At 73.4% G+C, this 26,342-nt stretch carries 20 protein-coding genes and 3 tRNA genes; 8 read left to right on the top strand and 15 right to left on the bottom strand.

What is annotated here, in order from left to right; all coding sequences use genetic code 11:
* Positions 1 to 33: 33 nt before the first annotated feature.
* The 6 genes from ACIP5O_RS00760 to ACIP5O_RS00785 all read right to left on the bottom strand — a co-directional run bounded on the left by ACIP5O_RS00760 (position 34) and on the right by ACIP5O_RS00785 (position 3,277).
* Positions 34 to 921 (bottom strand): DUF2797 domain-containing protein, encoded by an 888-nt coding sequence (locus ACIP5O_RS00760; protein ID WP_401286860.1) that lies wholly within the window; start codon positions 919 to 921, stop codon positions 34 to 36.
* Positions 922 to 1,009: 88 nt separating this feature from the next.
* The gene (locus tag ACIP5O_RS00765; RefSeq protein ID WP_401286863.1) at positions 1,010 to 1,834 is read right to left on the bottom strand and encodes a BRO family protein; all 825 of its coding nucleotides are present in this window, start codon (positions 1,832 to 1,834) and stop codon (positions 1,010 to 1,012) included.
* Positions 1,835 to 1,961: 127 nt separating this feature from the next.
* A complete protein-coding gene (locus ACIP5O_RS00770) occupies positions 1,962 to 2,327 on the bottom strand; it encodes a PH domain-containing protein (RefSeq protein WP_017240499.1) in 366 nt (121 codons plus the stop codon).
* Between the two features lie 140 nt (positions 2,328 to 2,467).
* Positions 2,468 to 2,728, bottom strand: coding sequence for a hypothetical protein (locus ACIP5O_RS00775; protein ID WP_356539795.1), 261 nt, complete (start codon positions 2,726 to 2,728; stop codon positions 2,468 to 2,470).
* 183 nt (positions 2,729 to 2,911) lie between these two features.
* Positions 2,912 to 2,984 (bottom strand) — tRNA-Arg (locus ACIP5O_RS00780).
* A gap of 202 nt (positions 2,985 to 3,186) precedes the next feature.
* A tRNA-Ser gene (locus ACIP5O_RS00785) sits at positions 3,187 to 3,277 on the bottom strand.
* A 287-nt stretch (positions 3,278 to 3,564) separates the two neighbouring features.
* On the opposite strand from ACIP5O_RS00785, the gene ACIP5O_RS00790 reads away from it, so the two are divergent.
* Entirely contained in the window at positions 3,565 to 3,996 is a 432-nt protein-coding gene (locus ACIP5O_RS00790) for an SSI family serine proteinase inhibitor (RefSeq protein WP_401286868.1), read from the top strand.
* A gap of 245 nt (positions 3,997 to 4,241) precedes the next feature.
* Positions 4,242 to 8,081: a PAS domain-containing protein gene (locus ACIP5O_RS00795; protein ID WP_401286871.1), complete on the top strand. Its 3,840-nt coding sequence runs from the start codon at positions 4,242 to 4,244 to the stop codon at positions 8,079 to 8,081.
* 64 nt (positions 8,082 to 8,145) lie between these two features.
* Here the strand turns inward: ACIP5O_RS00795 and ACIP5O_RS00800 are convergent, their stop codons facing one another.
* From ACIP5O_RS00800 to ACIP5O_RS00815, 4 genes are all read right to left on the bottom strand, one after another.
* Complete coding sequence (locus tag ACIP5O_RS00800) at positions 8,146 to 9,798, bottom strand: long-chain fatty acid--CoA ligase (RefSeq protein ID WP_401286873.1); 1,653 nt, start codon at positions 9,796 to 9,798, stop codon at positions 8,146 to 8,148.
* A 300-nt stretch (positions 9,799 to 10,098) separates the two neighbouring features.
* Complete coding sequence (locus ACIP5O_RS00805; protein ID WP_125668156.1) at positions 10,099 to 10,644, bottom strand: SigE family RNA polymerase sigma factor; 546 nt, start codon at positions 10,642 to 10,644, stop codon at positions 10,099 to 10,101.
* A gap of 125 nt (positions 10,645 to 10,769) precedes the next feature.
* Positions 10,770 to 12,020, bottom strand: coding sequence for a DUF1906 domain-containing protein (locus tag ACIP5O_RS00810; protein WP_401286876.1), 1,251 nt, complete (start codon positions 12,018 to 12,020; stop codon positions 10,770 to 10,772).
* Between the two features lie 773 nt (positions 12,021 to 12,793).
* Positions 12,794 to 13,309: an O-acetyl-ADP-ribose deacetylase gene (locus ACIP5O_RS00815; RefSeq protein ID WP_401286879.1), complete on the bottom strand. Its 516-nt coding sequence runs from the start codon at positions 13,307 to 13,309 to the stop codon at positions 12,794 to 12,796.
* Positions 13,310 to 13,735: 426 nt separating this feature from the next.
* Between ACIP5O_RS00815 and ACIP5O_RS00820 the strand changes: the two genes are divergently transcribed.
* Positions 13,736 to 15,187 carry a hypothetical protein gene (locus tag ACIP5O_RS00820; protein ID WP_401286882.1) on the top strand — a complete coding sequence of 484 codons (1,452 nt, stop codon included), beginning with the start codon at positions 13,736 to 13,738 and terminating at the stop codon, positions 15,185 to 15,187.
* A gap of 75 nt (positions 15,188 to 15,262) precedes the next feature.
* Here the strand turns inward: ACIP5O_RS00820 and ACIP5O_RS00825 are convergent.
* Both ACIP5O_RS00825 and ACIP5O_RS00830 read right to left on the bottom strand, forming a co-directional pair.
* A tRNA-Ser gene (locus ACIP5O_RS00825) sits at positions 15,263 to 15,349 on the bottom strand.
* A gap of 105 nt (positions 15,350 to 15,454) precedes the next feature.
* Positions 15,455 to 16,918, bottom strand: a complete 1,464-nt coding sequence (locus tag ACIP5O_RS00830; protein ID WP_401286885.1) for a S1C family serine protease — start codon at positions 16,916 to 16,918, stop codon at positions 15,455 to 15,457.
* A gap of 458 nt (positions 16,919 to 17,376) precedes the next feature.
* Between ACIP5O_RS00830 and ACIP5O_RS00835 the strand changes: the two genes are divergently transcribed.
* From ACIP5O_RS00835 to ACIP5O_RS00845, 3 genes are all read left to right on the top strand, one after another.
* Complete coding sequence (locus ACIP5O_RS00835) at positions 17,377 to 18,198, top strand: glycerophosphodiester phosphodiesterase (RefSeq protein ID WP_401286888.1); 822 nt, start codon at positions 17,377 to 17,379, stop codon at positions 18,196 to 18,198.
* Positions 18,199 to 18,305: 107 nt separating this feature from the next.
* A complete protein-coding gene (locus ACIP5O_RS00840; protein ID WP_401286891.1) occupies positions 18,306 to 18,908 on the top strand; it encodes an ATP-binding protein in 603 nt (200 codons plus the stop codon).
* Between the two features lie 143 nt (positions 18,909 to 19,051).
* Entirely contained in the window at positions 19,052 to 20,029 is a 978-nt protein-coding gene (locus tag ACIP5O_RS00845) for a DUF5926 family protein (protein WP_401286893.1), read from the top strand.
* Positions 20,030 to 20,249: 220 nt separating this feature from the next.
* Here the strand turns inward: ACIP5O_RS00845 and ACIP5O_RS00850 are convergent, their stop codons facing one another.
* Both ACIP5O_RS00850 and ACIP5O_RS00855 read right to left on the bottom strand, forming a co-directional pair.
* The gene (locus tag ACIP5O_RS00850; protein WP_401286896.1) at positions 20,250 to 20,972 is read right to left on the bottom strand and encodes a hypothetical protein; all 723 of its coding nucleotides are present in this window, start codon (positions 20,970 to 20,972) and stop codon (positions 20,250 to 20,252) included.
* A 179-nt stretch (positions 20,973 to 21,151) separates the two neighbouring features.
* Positions 21,152 to 21,892, bottom strand: a complete 741-nt coding sequence (locus ACIP5O_RS00855) for a bifunctional DNA primase/polymerase (RefSeq protein ID WP_401286899.1) — start codon at positions 21,890 to 21,892, stop codon at positions 21,152 to 21,154.
* A 535-nt stretch (positions 21,893 to 22,427) separates the two neighbouring features.
* Here ACIP5O_RS00855 and ACIP5O_RS00860 point away from each other — a divergent pair.
* Both ACIP5O_RS00860 and ACIP5O_RS00865 read left to right on the top strand, forming a co-directional pair.
* Positions 22,428 to 23,906 carry a PP2C family protein-serine/threonine phosphatase gene (locus ACIP5O_RS00860; RefSeq protein ID WP_401286901.1) on the top strand — a complete coding sequence of 493 codons (1,479 nt, stop codon included), beginning with the start codon at positions 22,428 to 22,430 and terminating at the stop codon, positions 23,904 to 23,906.
* A gap of 193 nt (positions 23,907 to 24,099) precedes the next feature.
* Positions 24,100 to 25,560, top strand: coding sequence for an aminopeptidase P family protein (locus tag ACIP5O_RS00865; RefSeq protein WP_401286904.1), 1,461 nt, complete (start codon positions 24,100 to 24,102; stop codon positions 25,558 to 25,560).
* A gap of 90 nt (positions 25,561 to 25,650) precedes the next feature.
* Here ACIP5O_RS00865 and ACIP5O_RS00870 read toward each other — a convergent pair whose 3' ends face one another.
* Positions 25,651 to 26,130, bottom strand: a complete 480-nt coding sequence (locus tag ACIP5O_RS00870) for an ATP-binding protein (protein ID WP_401288088.1) — start codon at positions 26,128 to 26,130, stop codon at positions 25,651 to 25,653.
* Positions 26,131 to 26,342: the final 212 nt, after the last annotated feature.

Raw genomic sequence — 26,342 nt, forward strand, 5'->3', positions numbered from 1 at the left:
AGGCCCTTCGAGGAATTGCTCCGAGGAGCCGTCTCAGAAGAGCTCCCCCTGCTCGTTCGGATCGTCCGCAGGAGCCGCCGCCGTCACCGGGACGGAGAAGCCGTCCCCTCCGTCGGCCTTCTGGAGGACCCAGCCGCCCATGAGCCGGGTGTCGAGGGCGAGGCAGCGCCCGTCGGGGGCGAGGAGGTGCAGGTCGGGCCCGGCGGCGGCGAGCAGCCGCCCGGCGACGGTGCCGCCGTCGGTCAGCTCGGTGACCGTGCCGGCGAGCGGCGGCAGTCCGTCGAGGTGGAAGGCCCCGGCGTGGTCGCGCGGGGCGAACTCCAGCGGCTCCAGGGTCTCGGTCCAGCCGCCCACCTCCCGGGCCCGCCGGTACAGCTCCTCGACCTCCCCGGCCCGTTCGGCGACGGGCGGCAGGGCGTGCCGGGCGGCTCGCTTGCGCTCGTACGCCACCCGGTCGGGCACGCCGAGCGCCTGCCGCAGGACCTCCTCGGTGCGCCGGGCGGCCATCAGCGGCCCCCGGCCGAGCCAGCTGAACGCGACGGCCCCCTGCTCCAGGAGCCGGGCCTCGTCCCGGGCCTCGGCGGTGATCCCCACCTTGGTCATGCCGGGCCCGAACCAGGCCAGGTAGACGCGGTACGGCTGGGGGTCGTCCGCGACGGTGTCGGCCGCGACCGAGTGGGCCCGGTCGAGCCGTGCGCACTCCGCGCACCGCCCGCCGGTGGCCCGGCCGGGGACGGCGGCCTCCAGGGGGCAGGGGTTGCCCCGGGCCCCCGGGCAGCGCCGCACCCCGACGGCACGGAAGGCGAGCGGCTGCCCGTACGCGAGGGCGCTGACCTTCCCGCCCCGCCACCGCAGCCCCGGCACTCCGCCGCTCCAGGTGATCCCCCGGCACCGCCACTCCGCACCCATGCCCATGCCCATGCCCACGCCTCCCCGATCACGTCCCGTACGCCCCAGGCGTCCAGTCTCCGCCACGCCACCGCCCGGCACGCCCGGACCGGAGCGCGGCTCAGGGCAGGACGTAGATCCGCGTCCCGTCCGGGTCGGGCTCCCCGACCTGCCGCATGCAGCCGCGTTCGAGGAGGAGCCGTACGCAGTCGCGGACGCGCTCGCCGGAGAGGCCGGTGCGGCGGGTGACGTCCTGGGGCCGGTAGCGCACCCCGCCCCGGACGAGCCCGGGGGCGAGGTAGCTGGCGACCGTCCGCACGTCTCCGGTGATGGCCCAGGACTCGACGAGTTCCTGCGGGCTGAGCGCGACGGCGGAGCCGGTGCGCTGGCGGGGCACGGCGAGCCGTTCGAGGGATTCGGCGACCCTTGAGAGGCTCTGCCGGGTCTCGCGGAGCAGCTCCGCGTACTCGACCTGCTCGGCGTGCGCGAGGGCTCCCTCGTCGAACCGCCCCTCCAGGCGCACGAGGACGTCGACGAGCTCCGGCGGGAGCAGGAAACCGGCGTGCACCGGGGAGGGTTCGAGCCCGTACCCGCCGTAGCGCTGGACCGACGCCACGACCTCGGCCACCCACGCCCGGAACGGCCCGGCCTCCGGTCGCCGACAGGCCCCGACGAGCTGGACGAGCCCCTGGAGGCTCACCATCCGCGTCGACGCGCGGATCCCGCACCGGCGGAGGTACGCGTCGTCGCCGGCGACCTCCCGCGCGGACGCCAGGCACTCCTCGGGCAGCGCCACCGTCCGCAGGGCCTCCCTCGTCCCCGCGTACCCCAGCCGTTTCGCCACGTCCACCACCGGGAACCAGTGGCCCCCGTCCGACGCGGTCAGCCTCCGCAGGCGCTCCCCGGTGGCGGCGTACACCACGTCATCGATGTCGATCGCGTCCATCGATCATCACCTCCGTCTCGCAAGCTAGTCCGAAGGCATATTCAACTGACATGCAAATAAGACAGGTTCACCCAAAAGGGGAAGGGCCCGGGGATTCCCCCGGGCCCTTCCCTCCGCTCCGTACCGCCTACTTGGCGACGAACTGCGTGAGGATCGCCTGCACCTCGTAGATGTCGACCCCCTTGGTGAAGGTCTTCTGCACGGGCAGCTGGCTGCCCGAGATCCAGATCTTCAGCTCGGCGTCGAGATCGAAGGTGCCGGCGGTCTCGACGGCGAAGTGGGTGATGCTCCGGTACGGGATCGAGTGGTACTCGACCTTCTTGCCGGTGATCCCCTGCTTGTCGACCAGCACGAGCCGCCGGTCGGTGAAGAAGATCGTGTCCCGGATCAGCAGGTACGCGGCGTGCACCTGCTCCCCCTGCCCGAGCAGCCGCGCGAAGTCCTGCTGCGCCTGCGCCGGATCGATCGCGTGCGCGTTCCCGAAAAGCGCCATGTCCCAACCCCCTGTACGACGAAAGAACGAACGAAAGATCGACCCTAACCGCCCCACCACCGGGCAGCACGGCGACCCCGTCCACGCCGCCCTCCCCCTGAAGGGCAGCGTCTTGTCGACGGGACGCGCGGATCAGGCCGTCATCCGCGCGTGGCGACGACGAGGCCGACGAGCGCGAGCACGGGCGAGAAGAGGAAGACGACGCCGCCCGTGAGCCGGAAGAACCAGGCACCCAATCGCGACGGCTCCGTCAGCCCCATGTCCAGCGTCCGCGCCGCGGTCACAGCCCTGACGGCGTTGCGCCGCGCGACCGCCTTGTCCGCCGCGCCCCGCACGTTGAAGAGGAACATCGCCCCCCACACCACACCCGCCAGTCCCAGCACGAACAGCGCGATACCCACGACCACAGCCGATCCCCTCCCCCTGAAAACCGCCATGACCAGCGGTCGTCCGAGGATGATGCCAGGCCGACTCGCAGGCGAGCACGGGCAGTCCCTCCTCGCCGCGGCCGATGGCACTGCCGCCTCCGCCACGCACCGCACAACGCGAGAGGCCCGGACTCTCGTCCGGGCCTCTCGTTCCTGTGCACTCGGCAGGATTCGAACCTGCAACCTTCTGATCCGTAGTCAGATGCTCTATCCGTTAAGCTACGAGTGCTTGTTTTTAGTTTTCGTCTTCGCTCCCCGGTCTTTCGACCCGCTCGCGGCGACAGGAAGAACATTACATGACTGCCGCCGTCCTGTGAAATCCGATTGCCCCACCCCTTGTGACCTGCGAAAACGCCACAGCAGGGGAGTGTGGGGGCGGGGTCCGGGAACGGCCGAAGCCCCGGCCGTGGGGCCGGGGCTTCGGTGTGGGGCGGAGGCGGAGGGATTTGAACCCTCGATGGGCTTTAAGACCCAAACCGCATTAGCAGTGCGGCGCCATAGACCGGACTAGGCGACGCCTCCATGCACCTCACGCATGCGCGGGTGGTGCGTGCAGATGATGACACAGGCGAACCGGCTGTCACCAATCGATTCTCACCGTACTAGCCCTCCGGGGTCCAGGGCAAAGCCCACCGGCGCGCGTACGGGCCCGCGCGCCCGCCCGGCGCGCTCCCCCTCCGCGCCCTCCGCACGCACCTCCCGCACTCCCCTCCGCGCAACGCCGCCGCGTCCGGAGCGTTAGACGGGGTGGGCGCGCCGTGCGCCCGTGCCGCCGTGTCCGCCGTGCACCCGTGCTCCTGGAGATCCGCATGCTGCGCCGTCTCGTCCTCGCGACCCTCGCCACCACCGCCGCCGGGTCCGCCGGTCTCGGTCCCCTGCCGCCGCTGCCGCTGTTCCCGGCGCCGGCGCCCGACGCCCTGACCGTGGCGATCTCCGGAAGCGGCCACCCCGAGGCCGACGGCACCTTCGAGCTGAGGTGCGGCGAGCGGCCCGGGGGCGACCACCCGGCCGCCGAGCGCGCCTGCGAGCGCCTGGACCGGCTCGCGGCGGCGGACGAGGACCCGTTCCGGCCGGTCCCCGAGGACCGGGTGTGCGCGCAGGTGTACGGCGGGCCCGTCCTCGCACGGGTGACCGGCACCTGGCGGGGCCATGAGGTCGACGCCCGCTTCTCCCGCGCGAACGGGTGCGAGATCGACCGCTGGGAGAATCTGGAGCCCGTCCTTCCCCTCGTCCGGGGATGACGCCCGGGGACGACGCCCGGGGACGACGCCCGGGGATGACATCCAAGGACGACGTCCGGGTACGACGTGCGGGGATGACGTGCGGAGATGCCGTGTGGGGACGGCGGTCGGGGGCGACGCCCGGGAGCGTCGGCCGGAGGCTCCCTTAGACTCCCTTCAGTGACAGGCCACGACCCGAGGGGCAAGATGGGGCCGGCCGGTCGACAGGCCAAGCGCGTGCAGTGCGTCAGGGAGGAAGCGTCGTCGTGAGCAGCAGGCCATCCCGAGGCGCTGCTCGCCTCGCAGCCATACTCGACGCCCTCCCCGACGGCCTCGTGCTCGTCAACTGCAACGGCACGGTCGTCAACGCCAACACCATCGCCCTCGGCATGTTCGAGACGCCCGGCACCGCCCTCGTCGGGCGCGGCCTCCTCGACCTCCTGCCCGACTTCGACTCGCGCCTCATCCCCGGCTCCATGCGCCGCCCGGACAACACCGACGAGCAGGGCCGCACCAAGCCGGCCCGGATGGTCGCCCGCCGCACCGACGGCGGCGAGTTCCCCGTCGAGGTGACCAGCGCCAGCCTGGAGGACGGCCGCGAGGCCTACGACTCGTACGGCGGCTACACCGGCGACGAGCTGCTCATGCTGGTCGTGCGCGACCTCACCGGCACCCTCGACACCGAGGCCGAACTCGCCCGCTCGCAGCGGCAGACCGAGATGATCCTGCGCGCCGCCTCCGAGGGCGTCGTCGGCACGGACACCGACGGCCGGGTCGTCCTCGTCAACCCCGCCGCCGCGCAGATCCTCGGCCACCGCGCCGGCGAGCTCGGCGGCCGGGAGCTGCACCCGCTGATCCTCGCCAAGCGCGCCGACGGCGAGCCCTTCCCGTACGAGGAGTCGCCGCTCGCGGACACCCTCAAGTCCGGGCGGAAGCACCGCGTGCGCGGGCAGGTCCTGTGGACGAAGAAGGGCGAGCGGGTCCCGGTCGACCTGACGACCGCTCCAGTGCGGGACGGGGACCAGCTCGTCGGCGCGGTGATGACCTTCACCGACCGCAGGCCGTACGAGCAGCTCGCCGAGCAGCACGCCGCCGAGCTCGCCGACCGCGCCGAGCGGGCGGCGGCGGAACGGGAGGCGCAGCAGGAGCGGTACGCCTCGCTCGCCGCCCGCCACGAGCAGCTGACCGCCGTCCTCGCCGAGTCGCTGCGCGGCCCCCTGGAGGAGCTGCGCACCCAGCTCGGCGCCCTCGCCGCCGACGACGCGGGACAGCTGTGGCCCGAGGCCAACCAGGTGCTCCACCACCTCGCCGCCGGGTACGCCCGGATGACGGCGCTCGTGGACAACGTCCTGGGCTACCAGCGCCTCGACGCGGGCGCGGAGGAGCTCGACAAGCGCGTCACGCTCCTCGACGGGGTCGTGTCCGCCGGCATCGACGGGGCCGTCGAGCTGATCGGGCCCGGCCGCGCGCAGTTCGCCGTGCACACCCCGCCCATCGAGGCCGAGGTGGACCCGGCCCGGCTCGCGACCGCCCTCGCGCACCTCGTCGCGGACGTCGCGGGCGTCGACGCGACCGGCAGGAACCGGGCCGCCGTCCCGGGCGCCGGGCCCGCCGACTCCACGATCGTCGTGGCGGCCGCACGGCGCGGCGACGTCGTACGGATCGAGGTCCGCGGCCCGTACGCGGGCGGCGACCCGGTCCACGGGCCCGTCGTGCGCGGGATCGTGGCGGCGCACGGCGGCGTCGTGCAGACCCACGAGGTGCCGGGCACGAGCGGCGGCGCGTACGTCCTCGAAGTGCCGATCGGCGCGGGCCGGGGCACGGTCCCGGCGCCCGCCCCCCGGAACGACGCGCAGGCGGGCGGCCGGGAGGCCCTCGCGCTGCCCGCGCAGGCCTCGGCGCCGGTCGCCGAGCCCCCCGCCGCCGTTCCCGCCCCGGGTGCGGGGCCGGACACGGAGGCCGGCGGAGGCCGTCGACGGGCCCGGCGCGGCTCGACGGACGCCTTCCTGGAGAGCGCGGTCGCGGCCGGGGGCGACGCCCCGTCCGGCGCCGAGCCCAGCGGGCGCCGCCGTGCCCGTACGGGAGGAACCGCCGCGGCCGATCTGATCCCGGCCCAGCAGAACGCGATCCCCGCCCCCGGGGGCCCGGCCGCGCAGGCCGCACCGGCCGCCCAGGTCGCTCCGGTCACCTCTGCCGCTGCGCCCGTCGAGCCCACCGGGCGCCGTCGGGGACGGCCCGCCGAGGGTTCCGTCGTGACCGCCGCCGAGGGGGCGCAGGGGCGTGCCGCGCTCGGCGCGGCCGTGCCGCCGCAGGGCGTCGCCGTCGACCCCGCGGGCGTCCCCGGACCCGTGCCCCCGCCCGCCCTGGCCCTGCCGGCCGTCGCCTCCGAGGAGGCTCCGGCGCAGCCGAGCGGACGCCGTCGGCGCGCGCTGGCCGCCGCGCAGGAGCGGGCGGCCGCGGCCGAGGCCGGCCCCCGGACCCCGTTCGCGCTGCCGCCCGCCGACGCCGACCGCGAAGTGCCCCTGCCCGCCGCGCCGGTGACCGGTCCGCCGGCCGGTGCGCCGATCACCCCGTCTGCCCGTCCGCTGCCGGTCTTCGACGAGGGGCAGCACGAGGCCGTACGGGGCGTCCCGGGCGCCGACCACACGCCGCCGCAGCCCCATCCGCACGTCCACGCCCCGGTGCCGGGCGCCTCCGTTCCCCTGCCCGCGAGCGACCCCGCGCCCGTCGAGCCGACCGGGCGGCGCCGGGCCGTCGCGCCGCCGGCTCCGGAGGCGCAGCAGCCGCAGCCCGGTAGCGGGACCGGTACCGGCTCCGTACCGCTGCCTCCCGAGCTGCCCATGTCGCGGGAGTCGACCCAGGGGCGGGCGTTCAGCGTCCGGACCCTCGGGCAGGGCGTCCCCTTCGTGCCCCCGGCGCCCGCCTCCCCGGCCCACCCGGCTCCGGTACCGGCGACCTCTCCGGCTCCGGCCGCGCCCGGTGCGGCCGTCGCGCCCGCCGCGCCCGTCACGTCCGGCGTACCCGCCGCGCCCTCCAACGGCTCCGGGCGGCGGCGCAAGCTCGCCACCCCGCCCGAGGTCGACCCGCCGGCCCCGACGGCGCTCCCCGCGCCGGCCGGAACCGAGGCCGAGCCGCACCCGCAGACCCCCTCCCAGCCGCAGACACCGGCGCAGACGGCGGCTCCGGCAGCGGCCCGGGACCGGACGACGGCCCCGGCGCATCCGGAGGCGCAGTCCCGGGCGGAGGCCGCCTCCGAGGGCCGGGCGTACGCCATAGGAGCGCCCGCCGAGGGCTCCGCGGAGGGCCCCGAGCCGCTCGACGGTCCCGGTGGCGCGGTCGAGGTCGCCAACCGGCCCGCCCCGCGCCCCGTCGACGACGAGCTGCCCCCGGAGCCCCTCGACAACCCGCGCCGACTGCTGGTCTGGCCCGCGCCCGACGTCTCCACGCAGCAGGCGCTGAGCGACCGCGGCTACCGGCCGGTGATCGTGCACTCCCGCGAGGAGGTCGACGCGCAGATCGCCGCCTTCCCGGCCGCACTCTTCGTCGACCCGCTGACCGGCCCCATCACCCGCACCGCCCTCCAGTCCCTGCGCCAAGCGGCCGTCGCCGCCGAGGTGCCGGTGCTGCTCGCGGCCGGGCTCGGGCAAGCGACCCGCGAGGCGGCGTACGGCGCCGATCCGGCCGTGCTCCTCAAGGCGCTCGCGCCGCGCGACAGCGAGCAGCACCCGTCCCGGGTCCTGCTGATCGAGGAGAACGAGGACATCGCGGAGGCGCTCGCGGCCACCCTGGAGCGGCGCGGGATGCAGGTGGCGCGGGCGGCCACGGACTCCGAGGCGGTCACGCTCGCCACGCAGACGCAGCCGAACCTGGTGGTGATGGACCTGATGCAGGTGCGCCGCCGCCGGGCCGGGATCATCGACTGGCTGCGGGCGAACGGGCAGCTCAACCGCACTCCGCTCGTCGTCTACACCTCGGCCGACCTCGTCGAGGAGGAGCTGCCGAAGCTGTCCTCCGGCGAGACCGTCCTCTTCCTCGCCGAGCGGTCGAACAGCGCCGAGGTCCAGGCCCGGATCGTCGATCTGCTCGCGAAGATCGGCACCAACTAGTACGAACCGGCACGAAGGAGGGGGAGGGCGCCGGGCGCCCTCCCCCTCCCTCACGTCCCGGCCCCTACAGCTGCGTCACGTCCAGCCCGCCCTCCGCGTACTGCTTGCGGATGACCTTCTTGTCGAACTTGCCGACGCTCGTCTTCGGCACGGCGGGGACGATCGCCCAGCGCTCCGGCAGCTGCCACTTGGCGATGCCGCCCTCCGTGGCGAGGAAGGCCTTCAGCGTCTCGTAGTCCGCCGTCGAGCCCTCCTTGAGGACGACGGTCGCGAGCGGGCGCTCGCCCCACTTCTCGTCCGGCACGGCGACCACGGCGGCCTCGGCGACCTCCGGGTGCGCCATCAGCGCGTTCTCCAGCTCGACGCTGGAGATCCACTCGCCGCCGGACTTGATGACGTCCTTGGCGCGGTCGGTGAGGGTGAGGTAGCCGTCGGTGCTGATCACGCCGACGTCACCGGTCTTGAGCCAGCCGTCCTCGCTGAACTTGTCCTCGGGCCGGAGCGGTTCGCCGTCGACGCCGCTGTAGTACGCGCCCGCGATCCAGGTGCCGCGCACCTCCAGTTCGCCGGCCGACTCGCCGTCCCAGGGCAGGTGCTCGCCGCCGGGGCCGACGAGCCGCGCCTCGACACCGGTGGGGAAGCGCCCCTGCGTGACGCGGTAGGGCCACTCCTCGTCGGTGGTGAGACCGGCCGGCGGGTGGGCCATCGTGCCCAGCGGGGAGGTCTCGGTCATGCCCCAGGCGTGGCAGAGGCGGACGCCGAGCTTGTCGTACGCCTCCATGAGGGAGGGCGGACAGGCCGCGCCGCCGATGGTGACCTGGGCCATGGAGGAGAGGTCGCGCGGGTGGGCGGTGACCTCGGCGAGCAGGCCCTGCCAGATGGTGGGGACGGCGGCGGCGTGGGTCGGCCGCTCGCGCTCGATCATGTCGGCGAGCGGGGCCGGCTGGAGGAAGCGGTCCGGCATGAGCATGTTGATGCCGGTCATGAAGGTGGCGTGCGGGAGCCCCCACGCGTTCACGTGGAACTGCGGCACCACGATCAGGGTCGTGTCCTTGGCGGTGAGGCCCATCGACTCGGCCATGTTCACCTGCATCGAGTGCAGGTAGATGGACCGGTGGGAGTAGACGACGCCCTTGGGGTCACCGGTGGTGCCGGAGGTGTAGCACATGGCCGCGGCCGTGCGCTCGTCCAGCTCGGGCCAGTCGTACGTGGTGGGGCGGCCGGCGATCAGCTCCTCGTAGTCGTGCACGCGCGGGGCCGCGCCGGCCAGGACCGAGCGGTCGCCGGGGCCCGTGACGACGACGTGCTCGACCGTCGGCAGGTGCGGGAGCAGCGGGGCGAGGAGGGGGAGCAGCGAGCCGTTGACGATCACGACCCGGTCGGCGGCGTGGTTGACGATCCACACCAGCTGCTCGGGGGGAAGGCGGAGGTTGAGGGTGTGGAGGACGGCGCCCATGGAGGGGATCGCGAAGTACGCCTCGACGTGCTCGGCGTTGTTCCACATGAGGGTGGCGACCCGCTGGTCGCCGGTGACGCCGAGTTCGTCGCGCAGGGCGTGGGCCAGCTGGTGTGCGCGGGCTCCGGCCTCGGCGAACGTGCGGCGCTGCGGCTCGGGCTCGCCCGTCCAGGTGGTGATGGTGGACTTCCCGTGGATCCTCATCCCGTGTTCGAGGATGCGGCTCACGGTCAGCTGTACGTCCTGCATGGTGCTGTACACGGGGCGTCCTCCCGGTGGGCGCTACGTGGCAGTAGGGGTGTGGAGATTCTGCGCACGTACCGAGCGGTATGTCACTACCCGGGAGTATGGAAATTGCCAGTGATTACTGGCGCCGGGGGAGAACCGGGAGGTTAGGAGGGTGCTCCGGGGAGGCGCCGAGGGTGATCCGGGGGTGATCCGGGGGTGATCCGGGGGTGATCCGGGGGTGATCCGGGAGAGTACGAGGAACTCCTGAACTCCTCGTCTCACCTCACCTCACCTCAGCTCACTTCGTCCCGTCCCGTCTCGCCTCACCTCACCTCACCTCACCGGAGTCAGCTCCGGGTCCTCGCGGAGCTTGCCGAGCGCCCTGGACACCGCGCTCTTGACCGTGCCGACCGACACCCCGAGCACCTCGGCGGTCTGCGCCTCGCTGAGGTCCTCGTAGTACCGCAGGACCACCATCTGACGCTGCCGCTCCGGCAGCTTGAGCACCGCGCGCCACATGGCGTCGTGCAGCGCCTGCCGCTCGGCCGGGTCGGGCGACGGGAGGCCGACCGGCTCGGGCAGCTCCTCGCACACGAACTCGTCGACCTTGCGCTTGCGCCACTGGGACGTACGGGTGTTCAGCAGCGCCCGGCGGACGTAGCCGTCCAGGGCGCGGTGGTCCTCGATGCGTTCCCAGGCCACGAAGGTCTTGGCGAGCGCGGTCTGGAGGAGGTCCTCCGCGTCCGAGGGGTTGGCGGTCAGGGAGCGGGCGGTGCGCAGGAGTACGGGCCCACGCGCCCGTACGTACGAGGAGAAGGTCGTGTACGACGCGTACTGCGAGGCACCGGCGCAGACGGGGCCAGAGGGTGGCGGAGTCATGACTCCACGCTAGGAGGGGAGGGGTACCCGACGGATCGGCCCCAGGTCCCGAACCGCCGTCCGCCTCAGGTTGTAGGGGTGAGGACGCCCCCACCTCCTCTGGGTGGAGGCCCCCGAGGTCCGGCTCAGGGTCGGGCCGTGGTCCGTGTCACGGCGGGGGAAGAGGTGGAGAACGCCGGAGAGGAACCCGCGCGCGCCGTGGTGAGGCGGGCGACCGGGGCGTCCACGGCGTTGCGGTCGATCACGAGACGGTGGCCGCCGTACGTCTCGGCGACGTTGCCCGCGTACTGGTGGATCCGGGCGTGCGGCGTCCAGGCCGCCGGGGCGAGCGTGGCCTCGGTGTCCAGCGCGGGCTTCCCCAGCCAGCGCGCGAACCACATCACGGCCGGCAGGTCCGCCGTGCCCGCCTTCCGCTGCGCCTCGATGTCCCGCACGCCCGTGTCCGCGCTGCTGTAGAAGCCGGGCAGGTACCCGAGGCGGCGCACCTCGCGGTTCCAGCCGCGGACGAAGGAGAGGGTGGTCGCGGCACACTGCGCGTCACCGCGCCGGTAGGCCTCGATGTCGAGGTAGAGCGGACTGCTCGTGCCCAGACCCAGGGCCTGCGCGGCCCGCACCGCGTCACCCGCCTCCCGGGTGCCCTGGCCCCAGGGGTCGGAGCCGATGGCGAAGGGCTTCTTGGCGGGGGCCTCGACGCACGGCGCCTGGGAGCCGACGAAGACGGGCAGCAGCCGCCAGCCCATGGCCTGCACCGAGGCGACCCAGCCGGGACCGAGCTCCCGCTGGCCGGGGCAGCCCCGGCCCCGCCCGGCGAAGTAGATCCCGACGGCCCCGTACGGCGAACCCCGCCAGGCCCGCATCGTCTCGACGGAGGGCGCCTCACAGGTGTCGAAGGCCTTGCCGGTGAAGGTGACGGGGACGGAATCGGCGGAGACGAGCTTTTCGGGGGTCGCGGGGGCGCCGGGGGCCGTGGAGACGCTGGGGGCTGTGGAGGCGCCGGGGGCCGTGGGGGTGCCGGAGGCCGCCGAGACCCCGGGGGCCGTGGAGACGTCGATCCCTGCGGAGGCACGGGCAACCGCGGAGGCACCAGACGCTGCGGGGGCGCCGGGCGCGGCGGGGGTGCCAGACGCTGCGGGTGCGCCGGGAGCGGGGGCCCCGGCGGTGCTCACGGCCGCTGCCGCCACCGTGGCGGTGGCCGGGGGTGGGGGCTGGGGCGGGGCGGCGGTCGGCGCCGGGGCATCGAGGAGCGCCGTTCCGGCCACCGCCGCCATCAGGGCGAAGGCCACGGCCCGCACCCCGGCGAGGGGGAGCGCGGACCGCGAACGTGCCGGTGCGGGAGTCGTGGTGGGCCGGGGCCGGGGCGGCGTGCTTGTGCTCATGACGCGAGTGAAGGGCCGCCCGCCGTGCCCGGCCACCGCTGGGGCCGTCGCCTCGGCCGTACGCGCCGGGTAACGACCCTTACGTGGGAACCCCGGTCCCGCGTCCACCACCCCCGCGCCCCGGCCCCCACGTCCGCCGGCACGGCGACCCGCACGCCGACCCGTGTCCCGGCTCACCCACCGGTACCGAAGTGCCGCCTCACGAGCCGCCGTTCACCCCCGCCATTCGCGCTGCCGTGTCGCCTCCCCCCGAATCGCCCCCGTCGGGCCGGTCTCCGCCACCCCCGTCCCTCACCACGGAGGAAAGCCGAGCACCGGGAGGGACTGGGCGATGTGGGTGAAGTCGGTGCGGGTGGTGCGGATGCGTGCCATGACTGTTCCTCCGTGTGTTGAGAACCGAGAACCGAGAACCGAGAACCGAGAACCGAGAACTGAGAACCGAGAACTGAGAACTGAGGACCGTGAGCTCCTGGGAGCTCCGCCGAATACCCGAAGCGTGGAGCGTGACTGAAATACCTGTGTTTCCGGGACAGTTGGCCCTCCGTCCCGGCCGTTGTGCTCGACGTCGCGAATGCAGAATTGCCCACGGAATCCCCGGCGAACCGTCCCGGAGCGGACGTTCCCTCGCAAGCGTGAGGAGAGCCGGATAAACCCGGCCAAGGCAAGATCGGGGCGGCATCAGGGTGGGAGGGCGGGCAAGAAAAGAAGCGGCTCGCGGGGAGGGCGGAATTCCCGTTTCGACCCGGGTTCGGTTCCGTCCCCTCCCCCGGAACCTAGGGGACGTCCCCCACGGCTCCCTCGAAGGCCTGGTACGCCGTCTCGTCGAAGAGCACGAACCGCACCTCCTCGACCTCGGTGCGGGTCGCCCGTACCGTCTCGACGGCGATCCGGGCCCCGTCCGCCATCGGCCAGCCGTAGATCCCGGTGGAGACGGCCGGGAACGCGACCGTGCGGGCCCCCAACTCGTCGGCCACCCGCAGGGATTCCCGGTAGCAGGAGGCCAGCAGCTCCGAGCGGTCCTCGTCCCGCGACCAGACCGGCCCCACCGTGTGGATCACGTGCCGGGCGGGCAGACGCCCCGCCGTGGTGGCCACGGCCCGCCCGGTCGGCAGCCCCTTGCCGTAGTGCGAGGCGCGCAGCTTCCGGCAGGCGGCGAGGATCTCCGGGCCGCCCTTCCGGTGAACGGCCCCGTCGACTCCGCCGCCCCCGAGCAGCGAGGAGTTCGCGGCGTTGACCACCGCGTCCACCGCCTCGGCGGTGATGTCCCCGTGGACGAGCACGATCCGCATCCCATACTCCTGTCTCCCGAAGGGATTTCGAAGGAATCCGGACCCTACGCGGCTCCTCGCGGAACCGCGCCGCCAATACCACCTCCCCGCCCCCGGGCCGTCTCCGGGGAACGCCGAGCGGCCCGATATGCGGCCCGCTATGCGGCGCGATGCATACGTACGGGATGACACGGGCCGAAGTGACGTCACACGTACGGGTGAGCATCAGGAGCCCCCGGAGCGGGTACGGGCCCGCCGTGACGACCAGGACGGCGAATCCGGGCGGGGTCGGTCACGGCGGGTGAAATAGCCGGTGGGAAAGGCGTTTCCGGCCCTCACGGATCTGCGACGTGCGCGTGTCTAACCCCAAGCCGACGCCTAAATTGTTCAGAATGTCACTTACTGCCCCAGTTGAAACTACGAAGTTTCGTTGCCGAGGAGCGTGTCATGCAGGTTCGCAGGTGGCTCCCTGACCAGCCCACCAGCATCGGCCGCCATGACTGGCCGGACGAGGGCGGCGAGGGAACTCATCTGCGACTGCGGGCCGGCTCCATCGTCGTACTCGACCGGCAGGCCTGGCGCGTCCTGGAGATCACCGGGTACCCGGGCGACCACTGGCCGGAGGCGTACGAGAAGGCCTGGCGCGACCACGTGGAGCTGTGGTGGCACGCCAACGAGCTGCGGCGGGCCAACAACCAGGCGGTCAAACCCGCCCCGGAACGCGCCGAGTTCTACAAGCGCCCGGTGGTCCTCGTCCTGCGCAACGACAACCTGCCCCGGTCCGCGCCGAAGCACTGGTGCGCCCCCGCCAGCCAGGACTGGCAGGTGCTCCCCGAGCACTACGCGGTCTGCCGCGCCTGCGGCGAACTGCCGCCCTGCCACCACGGGGAGTACCCGCGCGAGGAGGGTCCGCGCAGGCCGGAGCAGAGCGGCGGCATCCCGTTCCTGGTGCCGAAGGGCTGCTGCATGGGGTGCGCCGAGCAGATCAAACCCCGTATGCGGACGGTCCGTTTCCCCGGACCCAACCTCTGGTACCCGGACCTGGGCGAGGACACGGCGGTCTTCCACGCGCGCTCCTCCTGCGAGGACCAGGTGGAGTGCTACCGCGCGCAGTGGCAGCAGGAGTACGAGCCGCCGGCCGCGCGCCCCGGCACGTCGGCGTTCCCGGGCTTCGACCACTTCGTGCTCCCCCGGGCCCGCCAGTCCCCGCCCCAGCCCCCACAGGGCCCCCAGTCACAGGCTCCTCAGACCACTCAGCTCTCCCAGGCGACCCAGTCCCAGGTGGCACAGCTCCAAGCCGCGCAGGCCCAGACCGCCCAGTCCCAGGGTCAGATCCCGCAGGCCCTGCACTCCCCGCAGTCCCCACAGTCCCTGCACTCACCGCACTCCGCACAGCCCCTTCAGTCCTCTCAGCCCCAAGCCCCGTACGTACAGGCTCCGCAGTCCCAGGCCGCTTCCCAAGCCCCCCAGGCCCCGCTGCCGGCCTCGCACGCCCTCCTGCTGGCCACGGCTCCCCGTCCCGGGGAGGAGGCGCACGCCGCCCTCACCGTGGGGACGACGGGCTCCGGCACCTTCTCGCCCTCCTTCGAGGGCTACCGGGCGGACCCGGACCCCTATCCGACACCGGACCCTTACTCGGCCCCGGACCCTTACTCGGCCCCCGAGCCGTACCTGACGTCCGACCCCTACCCGGCCCCCGAGTCCTACCCGGCGTCCGCCGCGGACCAGGGCCCCGCGAGCCACGCCGTCCGGGCCGCGGAGGAGCTGAGCCGCACCCTGACCGACCGCCCGGCCTTCCACAACGCGGAGCAGGCGGCCCGCGTGATCGAGGAACTCACGGCGGCCGTGCGCAACATCGCGCTCTGCCTCAACAACCCCCCGGCCCGCAACCACTCCTGATCCCGCCCCCGGCCGAGGGGGCGGCACGCGAAGGCCCCCGACCGGTTCCTCCCGGTCGGGGGCCTTCGCCATCGGCGGTGGGTGTGGGATTTGAACCCACGGTGACATCGCTGCCACGACGGTTTTCAAGACCGTTCCCTTAGGCCGCTCGGGCAACCCACCTCCGCTCCGGACCGCTTGGCCGGAGCGGCTACAGCGTACCGGCTGGAGAGGCCGGACGGCGGCGGGCGGTGGGTCGGCCCCGGCGGGGCCGGGCGCACGGGTGGGTCAGCTGTCGCCGGTGCGTTCGCCCAGGACGACGGTGGTCGTGGCGGACTTGCCGTCGCGCTCGTAGGTGATCTCCACCGAGTCGCCCGGCTTGTGGGTCCAGATCTCGCTGATGAGGGTGGGGCCGCTGTCGATCTGGTGGCCGCCGAAGCCGGTGATCACGTCGCCCGGCTTCAGGCCCGCCTTGGCCGCGGGGCCGTCCGGGGTGACCGAGGAGGTGCCGCCGGTGCCCTTGGCGGCGATCTCGGCGCCCTCGCCCTCGTCGTTCATGTTCACGGTCGCGCCGATCACCGGGTAGACCGGCTTGCCCGTCTTGATCAGCTGCTGGGCGACGTTCTTCGCCTGGTTGACCGGGATCGCGAAGCCGAGGCCGATCGAACCCGCCTGGGTCTGCCCGAAGCCGCCGCTGGTGGACTGGATGGCCGAGTTGATGCCGATCACCGCGCCGCTCGCGTCGAGCAGCGGACCGCCGGAGTTGCCCGGGTTGATCGAGGCGTCCGTCTGCAGGGCGCTCATGTACGAGTTGCTGCCGCCGGAGCCGTCGCCCGAGGCGACCGGGCGGTTCTTGGCGCTGATGATGCCCGTCGTCACCGTGTTGGACAGGCCGAACGGGGCTCCGATCGCGATCGTCGAGTCCCCGACCGCCACCTTGTCGGAGTCGCCCAGCGGGAGCGGCTGGAGGTTCTTCGGGGCGTTCTTGAGCTTCAGCACCGCCACGTCGTAGCCCTCGGCCCGGCCGACGACCTCCGCGTCGTACGACTTGCCGTCGGAGAAGGTCACGGAGAGCGTGCCGCCGTCCGCCGCCGACGCCACCACGTGGTTGTTGGTGACGATGTGGCCCTCCTGGTCGTACACGAAGCCCGTGCCCGTGCCGCCCTCGCCCTGGGAGCCGCCCGACTTCGCCTGGATGGTGACCACGCTCGGCAGCGCCTTCGCCGCGACCGCCGCGACCGTCCCCGGATCGCGCTTGAAGGAGGCCGGCGCCTCGCCCGAGGAGACGGTCGTCGAGCCCGTGCCGCCGTCTTCGTGCTGGGCCGCCCAGTAGCCGATGCCGCCGCCGACGCCGCCCGCGACGAGCGCCGCCGCCAGGACGGCCGCCACGAGACCGCCGGTCCGCTTGCGCGGCGCGGCGGGAGCCGGGGGTACGGGCGCGTGCTGGGCTCCCCAGGAGGGAACGGCCGGCGGGGGCGGCGGCCAGCCGCCCGCCGGGGCCGCGTGCTGGGCCTCGGGGGCCGCGTGGACCGCCTGGACCGTCGGGGCTCCCTGGATCGTCGGGGCCCCCTGGGCGCTCGTGTCCGCCGGGTGGGCGGGGTGCGCCGCGGTCGGCTCGGAGGCCGGAGCCGAGGACGGCGCTGGAGACGGGGCCGGAGCCGGAGGGGCCGACGGGGGTACGGGAGGCGTGGGAGGGGCGGACGGAGCAGCCGGCTCCCCCGGAACCGCCTGGCCCTCGTTCTCGGTGCTCACAGCTCGCTCTCCTCGTTGACTGCGTTGATCTGGTGTTGACTACTCGGACTACTCGGACTACATGGGCTGCTCGGACTACATGGACTGCTCGGCCTGCCGGACTCGTTCGGTCCGCCCGGACCGCCCGGACCGCCCGATCCGCCCGGACCGTCGGACCCGCTCGGACCGTCGGATCCGCTCGGGCCGCTCCGGCCGGCCGCCCGCCTTCGAGCGCCTGCCCGCGCCGGCCGTGGATACCCGCAGGTGTCCGCCGTACGGATCAAGCATGCCTGCGTGTGACTCTTCTCGACCGCGTGAGGTTGTGGTCGCTCCGGCTCCAGGGTGCTGCGACCAGCTTTTCCCACCGGACGTCAGGCCGCTGTAAGACGGAGCTGTGCATTCGCACTGCTTCCTTTATAAAGGACAGAACGGACAGTCCCGGTGTGCCCGCCACGCCCCGCCAATGGCACCATGACGCGGTGACTCACGCACGGCAGCAACCGAACCGCGCCCCCGTCCAGGTCGTCGCCCACCGCGGAGCGTCCGAGGACGTACCGGAACACACCCTGGCCGCCTATGTGAAGGCCATCGAGGACGGTGCCGACGCTCTGGAGTGCGACGTCCGGCTCACCGCCGACGGGCACCTGGTCTGCGTGCACGACCGACGCGTCGACCGCACCTCCAACGGCCGCGGGGCCGTCTCCACCCTCGAACTGGCCGCCCTCGCCGAGCTCGACTTCGGCACCTGGAAGGGCCGGGGCGAGTCGGCGGAGAGTCCCGACCGGCGGGCCCCCGGGTCCACCTCCGTCCTCACCCTGGAACGCCTCCTGGAGCTGGTCGCCGACACCGGCCGCCGGATCGAGCTGGCGATCGAGACCAAGCACCCCACGCGCTGGGCGGGTCAGGTCGAGGAGCGGCTGCTCCAGCTCCTGAAGCGGTTCGACCTCCACGCGCCCGCGTCCCCCGAGGACTCCGCCGTACGGATCATGAGCTTCTCGGCCCGCTCCCTGCACCGGATCGCCGCCGCCGCGCCGACGCTGCCCACCGTCTCCCTCGCCCAGTTCGTCTCGCCCCGGCTGCGCGACGGGCGGCTCCCCGCGGGCGCGCGCATCGCGGGTCCCTCCATCCGGATCGTGCGGCACCAGCCGGCGGTGATCCTGCGGCTCCAGAAGGCCGGGCACCAGGTGCACGTCTGGACGGTGGACGAGCCGGAGGACGTCGAGCTCTGCGAGCGTCTTGGCGTGGACGCGATCATCACCAACCGCCCGAAGCAGGTGCTGGCCCAGCTGGGCCGCGGCTGATCCCCTCCTTTTCGTCACTTCCGCCCCATCCGCCCCAGGGGACAAAGGGTGCATCAGGGGTTACAGGGAGTGCACCGGCGCGTTCCGTCCGTACGCGATCGTCACGAGTGCCTCATCCCACGCCGATTGGCCGGTTTCCGGCCCAGGTCATCGGGGCATTCACACCGTGGCGTGGGGCAAAGGAGGTCTCGGGGGTGGCGTTGGTGGTGGCACAGGAGGTGCCCACGTCGTCGAGCATGGCCGTACCCCATGGCCCTGCGGGCGTGGGTGAGGCGCGGCACCGGATGCGGGACGAGCTGTACCGCAGCGGGGTCGCGGAATCGGTCGTCGACGACGCGGTGCTGATCCTTTCCGAACTGCTCAGCAACGCCTGCCGGTACGCCAGGCCGCTGGGGCGGGCGGATCGCGGTGAAGGGGACGTACGGGCGGCCTGGCGGGTCGACCCGGCGGGCGGCCTGCGGGTCGAGGTCACCGACGGCGGCGGTCCGACGCGACCCGTCCCGTCGACGCCCTCGGTCACGGCGCGGGGCGGACGCGGGCTGAACATCATCGGCGCGCTGGCCCAGGACTGGGGCGTACGCGACAGCGCGACCGGCGAGGTCACCGTCTGGGTGGTCGTCACCGAGGGACACCGCCGCGAGGACTTCGCGACGCACGTCGGCGGCGGTTCGAGCTTCGACTTCCTGGACGCGTACGACGACCTGGACTGATCCCGGGTCCGGGACCGGCCCCGTGCTCCGGGTCGGTTCCCCGGCGCGGCCCGCCTGAGGGGCGGTGGCGGTCGGGGCGGCTAGGCTCGCGCCCGACACAGCACCGCACACCAGCACCGCCGCGATCGGGAGAAAGCCACACCATGGCCAAGAAGCGCCCCCAGACGAAGGCCGGCAAGACCGGCCAGGCACAGGTCACGAGCGGGGAGATCCCTGTCGTCGGCGCGCGCGAGCCGTGCCCGTGCGGTTCGGGCCGCCGCTACAAGGCGTGTCACGGCCGGGCCGCCGCGCACGCCGTCACCGAGCTCGTCCAGCGTCCCTTCGAGGGTCTGCCCGGCGAGTGCGACTGGGTCGCGCTGCGCGAACTGGTGCCCGCCGCGACCGTGCCGCTCACCCTGAAGGGCGGGCTGCCCGAGGGCGTGCCGTCCGTGACCCTCGCGACCGTGCTGCCGATGGCCTGGCCGGCGCTCCGCCGGGACGACGGCTCCGTCCTGCTCGCCCTGCAGAACGACTCCACCTCCGGCGACCTGGCCCGCGACCTCGCCGACACCCTCCAGCGCGCCCTGGAGGCCGAGCCGGGCACGCCGGTGCCCGCGCGCCGCGTGCCGGCCGAGGGCCCGCGCCTCCAGGACCTGCTGGACGCCGACGCCGCGTTCGTCCCCGAGGTCCACACGGGCTTCGAGTTCTGGATCCCGCAGTCGGCGGACGGCGCCGACCCGGAGGTCGCCGCCTCCCTGGAGCGGGCCAACGCGGCCGCGATCCCGACCGTCCGCCTCGCGGGCGTCGACTCCGCGTACTGGTGCGAGACCCCCGACAAGAACCACCTGCGCTGGGTCATGCCGTACCCGGAGGAGAAGCTGCTCGACGCGCTCGCCCGGCTCCAGGCCGCCGGCGGCACCTCCCTCGGTTCCGACACCCGGCTCGTCGGCTCCTTCCGCGCCCACGGCCTCGTGGTGCCGGTGTGGGACCTGCCGACCTCCATGACCGCCGAGGAGTGCGAGAAGCCGGCCGCCGAGTTCTTCGAGCGGCTGACCGAGGCGCTCGCCTCGGACGCTCCGCTCACCGCGGAGGAGCGACGGGCGCGCGGCGGCCTCACGAACCGTCAGGTCACTCTCAGCTGATACCCCAGGTGGTATCGGTGACTGACAGACCGACCAGTCGGTGACTTCCACCACAACCCGGTCTTCGGACAGGTAAATCCCTGTCCGAATAACCGAGATCGAATTTGCGAACCGCAGATCTCTTGTTACGGTTCTGGAAGCCCGGTCGCTGGTGCATCCCCCGTCGCCAGCGACCGGGCCTTTCCATGTCCGCCTCCGGCCCTGCCGGGGCGTCCGACGTTCAACTTCCCTCGCGGTCCACCGTGTTGCTGCCTGCCCGCAACAGCAGCGGAGTGCTGCCGCCCTCGCCCGCGCCGGCGAATTCCGCCACCGCCGCATACGCCGTGACCGCGCCCGCGCCGCGCTCCCGGGGCACCTCGCAGGTACCCGGTTCGTCCTGCGCCGGAACCGCGCAGCGCACGTGCACGGTCCGTCCGCCGGGGGCCATGAGGGTCAGAAACGCGTCGAGTTCCTGGCCCGTGGTGTTGCGGTAGTAGGTACGCGCCCAGACATCGGACCCCTCGTTCAGGACACACGTCTGCGCCTCGACCCCGCCGGGAGAGGCGAGTTCCGGCCCACAGCGCGTGATCCGCTCGGACGCCACCGGTGCGTCGGGGGCCGGAGGAACGGAAGGGGCGGAACGAGCGGAAGGGCCGTCGGGCGTCTCGGGAACGGTCGACTCCGCCGTACGGGATCCGCCGCCGAGGCCCTTCCACGGCTCCCGGGCCTCTCCGTCGTTCCCCGACTTCCCGTTCCGCCCGGTCTCCCCGTCGTTCCCCGGCTTCTCGTCGCCCTCGTTCCGTGCATCGGCCGGCCGCACGGCCTCCCCCACCGCTCTCGCCGATCCCTGCGGACCCGCCGGGCCCAACGGCCCCACCGGTCCCGCCGTCGCGACGAGCGGCAGCAGGACGGCGACCGTGACGGCGGCCCCGAGTGCGACCACGCGGAGGTTCACCGGAGTCATCGGGCCCACCTGCTCCTGCTCGGCTGGAGATCCTGAACGGTGGGGCGAACATAGCGGCGGACGACGGGTGCCCGGACGGCCGCGCACCCGTTTCCCGTACGAGTCGGTCCGGGACGCACCCGTTCGGGTGAACGCCCGCCGTCGTGGGCGACGGGCAACGAGGAGGCGGCGGCCCGGTCTCAGTACGCCAGCCGGCTCCCGCCGCCCGGTGTGCTCGTGCTCGCCTCCACCAGGGCGTCGACCACCGCCTCGACGTCCGGCAGCCACGGGCGGGCCGAGCCCGCGAGGGGCGCCCGCTCCCAGCGGACCTGTCCGGAGCCCGCGACCGAGGGCGGGAGCAGGAGATAGCCGCCCTCACCGTGGAACCTCAGCGAACTGGGCACGCTGTCCTTCGCGTACAGCAGCTCGCCCAACCGTTCCAGGTCGTACGGGGCGACGAGGATCGACCACCGGGTGGGGGTGGCGATCACCGGCCCGAGGCGCATGCCGGTGGCGTCGAGCGCGGCGAGGGCCCGGGCGCCCGCCGGTGCGGGGAGACTGACCGCGCAGGGCGCGCCGCCGCCCGTGGCGAGGACCACCGGGGCGTCCGGGCGCACGGTCCACCACCAGCGGACCATGCGCTCGTCCGTGGTGGCCGCGAGCAGCCCGGGGTCGTAGGGGTGCGCGCCGGGCACCACGCAGTCGGGGTCGGGACAGGAACAGACGGGCTCCGCGTCCGTACGGGCCAGGGCCTTCAGGCCCGCGGCCGTACGGGACAGCACCTTGAGGCCCGCGGCCGTACGGGGTGTCGTTCGCAGGCCCGCGCCCGGCAGGACGGGCCAGTTCCATTCGACGGCGAAGGTGACCGCCGCGTCGAGCCGTGCGGTCCTCGCCCCGCGCCGGAACCAGAGCTTGCGTCGCCTTCCGAGGATCTCGCGCATGAGCGCTCGTTCCTTTCCGTTGAACGCCGAATTCCCATCACACCACGTGCAGATTCATTCACCGTGCGTATCGGCGCGTACCGGGTCGGCGGAGTGCCGGACCGCGTGGGGGCGGGGCCGGCCGGGCCGGAAAAACCGTGTACATCCCGGTGGAGCCAGGTGGAGCCCGATGGAGCCAGGTCGGATCCGGAGCGGTTCGGAACACGTTCCCCGCCGGCCGGTGGCGGGCCGCGGCCTGCGGCGTGGAAGACGCCGGGGTCCCGCATCACGTTCCGGGGCGATCGCAACTGCCCCTGCCTGTCACCGTTTACGTACCCCGCACGCTCGGAATGACGCGCTTTCAAACGACGCCAGTCGACCGCAAAAGGTGCACACCGTGGGTAATTTTCGGCCAACTTCCCACTTACTTCAACCCTCTCGCACGACCTCACGGACACCACTTTTCCCGTGGGGACAATGCTGGACATCGCTCCTCTTGTACGTGTACATGTGGGTACATCGAGCGGCGCAGGATGACATGGGGGTTTGCGATGCTATGGCGTCAAACGCACCGGTCGGAAAGCCGACTGACATGAGTGCCCCACGTCTGCCGAAAGTGGCTGGAATCGATTCAACGGTTCCTGCGCCACCGCACACTACGGCGCCCCTCCCCGGGGTCCCACCGGCCGCCTCCCCCTCCGACGCGGCCCTCCCTCCCGGAGTCCTGATCCAGGACCGGCTGGCCTCCTGGGTCTCCGGCCTCACCACCCTGCACGAACTCACCGAGCGTCTGATCAAGACCTCCTCCCTCGACGAGGCCCTCCGCGAGGTGCTCGGCGCCGGAGCCGCCCTCGTCGGCGCCCGCCGCGGCATGGCCGTCCTCGAACCCGCCGACGGCCTCGGCCCCACCAGCACCATCGGCCTCGGCCTCGCCCACGCCGACCTCGGCACCATCGAGACCGTCCCGCGCGGCTCGGGGAGTTACGGCCGCCTCCTCGACGGCCTGCCCGACGCCGGCCCCACGGCTCCCGGTCCCTCCTCCACCCGCCCCGCGCGCGTGCCCGAGCCGATCGCCATCCGCGACGTGCGCACCGAGGAGGGCCTCGACCCGCGCCACCGCGAGGTCGCCGCCCGTCTCGGCTACGCCGCCAGCTACGCCCTGCCCCTCGCCACCGAGGAGGCCGGCGGGCTCGGCGCGGTCGTCTGGCTCTACGACGAGCCCGCCGAACCCGACGAACGCCGGCGCCACCTCATCGGGCTCTACGGCCGCTTCGCCACCGAGCACCTCGCCCGGCTCCTCCAGGTCGAGCGCGCCCGCGTGCGGGTCGCCACCGTCACCGAGGAGCTGCTCCCGAGCCGGCTCCCCCGCGTGCCCGGCGTCCGGCTCGCCGTCCGCCACCTCACCGGCCCGCAGGGCGGCGGCGACTGGTACGACGCGCTGCCGCTGCCCGAGGGCGCCCTCGGACTCGCCGTCGGCTCCGTCTCCGGGACCGGCCCCAGCGCGCTCGCCGCCATGGGCCGGCTGCGCGCCTCCCTCCGGGCGTACGCGGTGATGGAGGGCGAGGACCCGGTCGCCGTCCTCTCCGACCTCGAACTCCTGCTGCGGCTCACCGAACCGGCCCGCTCCGCGACCGCGCTCTTCGCGTACGCCGAACCCGCGCAGCGCCGGATCGTGCTCGCCGGGGCCGGGCACGCGCCGCCGCTGGTCGTCGGCGACCACCGCACCGCGTTCGTCGAGACCTCGCTGTCGGCCCCGCTCGGGATGCTGACGTGCTGGGAGGCGCCGAGCGTGGAGCTGTCCCCCGCGCCGGGAGAAACGGTGCTCCTCTACACGGACGGGTTGCTGCGCCGTACCGGCGACGCCACGGACCGGGCCTTCGCCCGGCTCCACGCGGCGGCCGCGAGCGTGCCGGGGACGGACCGCTCCGACCCGGGCGCGGTCGCCGACCACGTCCTGCGGACCCTGCTGCCCGGGGGCCTCGACCCGGCCGTGGAGGGGGAGGACGTGGTCCTGCTCGCGGCCCGTTTCGAGTGAGGATCCAAGTGCGGATCCGAGTGCGGATCCGAATGGGATCCGAGTGGGATTCGAGTAGGGACGCGCACGCGTGCCGGGTCCGTCCGAGTAAGCGGACCGTGACGTTCCGGTAATGGGTCTTCCGGCCCTGGGCCCCCTTCCGTACGACCGTACGATGGTGGGGGTTCAGTGTCGTACCAGAGGAGGCAGACCCGTGGCCGAGGAGCTCACCCCGGAGACCCCGGAAGAGACCGAAGACCAGCCGATCAAGCAGCGCAAGAACGGCCTTTACCCGGGCGTGTCCGACGAGCTGGCCGAGAACATGAAGTCCGGCTGGGCCGACACCGAGCTGCACGGCCTGGAGCCGATCGCCCAGGCCGACCGGACCGCCGAGCGCCGCGCCGCGCTCTCCGCCCGCTTCCCGGGCGAGCGCCTGGTGATCCCGGCCGGCAAGCTGAAGACCCGGTCGAACGACACCGAGTACGCCTTCCGCGCCTCCACCGAGTACGCGTACCTCACCGGCGACCAGACCCAGGACGGCGTCCTCGTCCTGGAGCCGACCGGGGACGGCCACGAGGCCACGATCTACCTGCTGCCGCGCTCCGACCGCGAGAACGGCGAGTTCTGGCTCGACGGCCAGGGCGAGCTGTGGGTCGGCCGCCGCCACTCCCTCGCCGAGGCCGAGCAGCTCCTCGGCATCCCGGCGAAGGACGTGCGCGAGCTCGCCGGCGCGCTCGCGGAGGCCACCGGCCCGGTCCGTGCCGTCCGCGGCCACGACGCCGGCATCGAGGCCGCGCTGACCGACAAGGTCACCGCCGAGCGCGACGAAGAGCTGCGCGTCTACCTCTCCGAGGCCCGCCTCGTGAAGGACTCCTTCGAGGTCTCCGAGCTGGAGAAGGCCTGCGCCGCCACCGCCCGCGGCTTCGAGGACGTCGTCAAGGTCCTCGACAAGGCCGAGGCCACCAGCGAGCGCTACATCGAGGGCACGTTCTTCCTGCGCGCCCGCGTCGAGGGCAACGACATCGGCTACGGCTCCATCTGCGCCGCGGGACCGCACGCCACCACCCTGCACTGGGTGCGCAACGACGGCGACGTGCGCTCCGGCGACCTGCTGCTGCTCGACGCCGGCGTGGAGACCAACGAGCTCTACACCGCCGACATCACCCGCACCCTGCCGATCAACGGCCGGTACACCGACCTCCAGCGCAAGATCTACGACGCCGTGTACGAGGCGCAGGAGGCCGGCATCGCCGCGGTGAAGCCGGGCGCCGCCTACCGCGACTTCCACGACGCCGCCCAGCGCGTCCTCGCCGAGAAGCTCGTCGAGTGGGGTCTGGTCGAGGGACCGGTCGAGCGCGTCCTGGAGCTCGGCCTCCAGCGCCGCTGGACCCTGCACGGCACCGGCCACATGCTCGGCATGGACGTCCACGACTGCGCCGCCGCGCGCACCGAGGCCTACGTCGACACGACGCTCGAGCCGGGCATGTGCCTGACCGTCGAGCCGGGTCTGTACTTCCAGGCCGACGACCTGACCGTGCCGGAGGAGTACCGGGGCATCGGCGTCCGGATCGAGGACGACATCCTCGTCACCGAGGACGGCAACCGGAACCTCTCGGACGCGCTGCCGCGCCGCTCCGACGAGGTCGAGGCGTGGATGGCCTCGCTGAAGGGCTGACCTCCGCGTACGTTGGAACACGAAGGGCCTCCGCCGACCGACCGGCGGGGGTCCTTCTCCGTACCCGTGCGCCTCCCGCGTCCCGGCGGCTCACGCCATGAGGAGGGACGGGGCGTCCTTCCACTTCAGGATCTTGTCGAAGCTGACCACCGCACCGCCCCGGCCCGAGCGGTTGCCGAACCGCACGTGGTCGGAGAGCTCCTCGATCAGCCGCATCCCGCGTCCGTGCTCGGCGTCCGCCGGGGTCGCGGGGAGCTCCGCGTACGGGAAGCCGGGCCCCGAGTCGGCCACCTCGATGCGACAGGTCTCGCCGTCCAGGTACGCCGTCACCCGGTACGCCCCCGAGAGCGCCCCGCCCGGGCCGTCGGGGCCGTCCGGCCCCGTGTCGGGGGCGGCACCCGCGCCGCCGTGCTCGACCGCGTTCGCACACGCCTCGGTCAGCGCCACCGACAGCTCGTACGACACGTCGGGATCGACCCCCGCCGTCTCCATCGTGCCCAGCAGCAGCCGGCGCGCGAGCGGCACGCTCGCGGCTTCGCGCCGCAGATGGAGTGACCACCAGATGCTCATGCTCCAGCCTCCCGGCATCGGCTCGGCGGACCAGTGGTCCTGCGGCACGACGTACCGGTACCTATTGCCGTGCGGGCGGCTCCGTAAGCGCCCGGAGGCGTCAAGAGCGCTCGTTCGGCGGATGCCCGGGACAGGCAGGCCGGTGTATGTCGGTCCGAAGGGCCCCAAGGACGACCTTCCGGACCTGCCGTACGGGGGTGGGAGGCGTGGTG

Origin of the sequence: Streptomyces sp. NPDC088915, from assembly GCF_044749825.1 — a bacterium.
Taxonomy (GTDB): Bacteria; Actinomycetota; Actinomycetes; order Streptomycetales; family Streptomycetaceae; genus Streptomyces.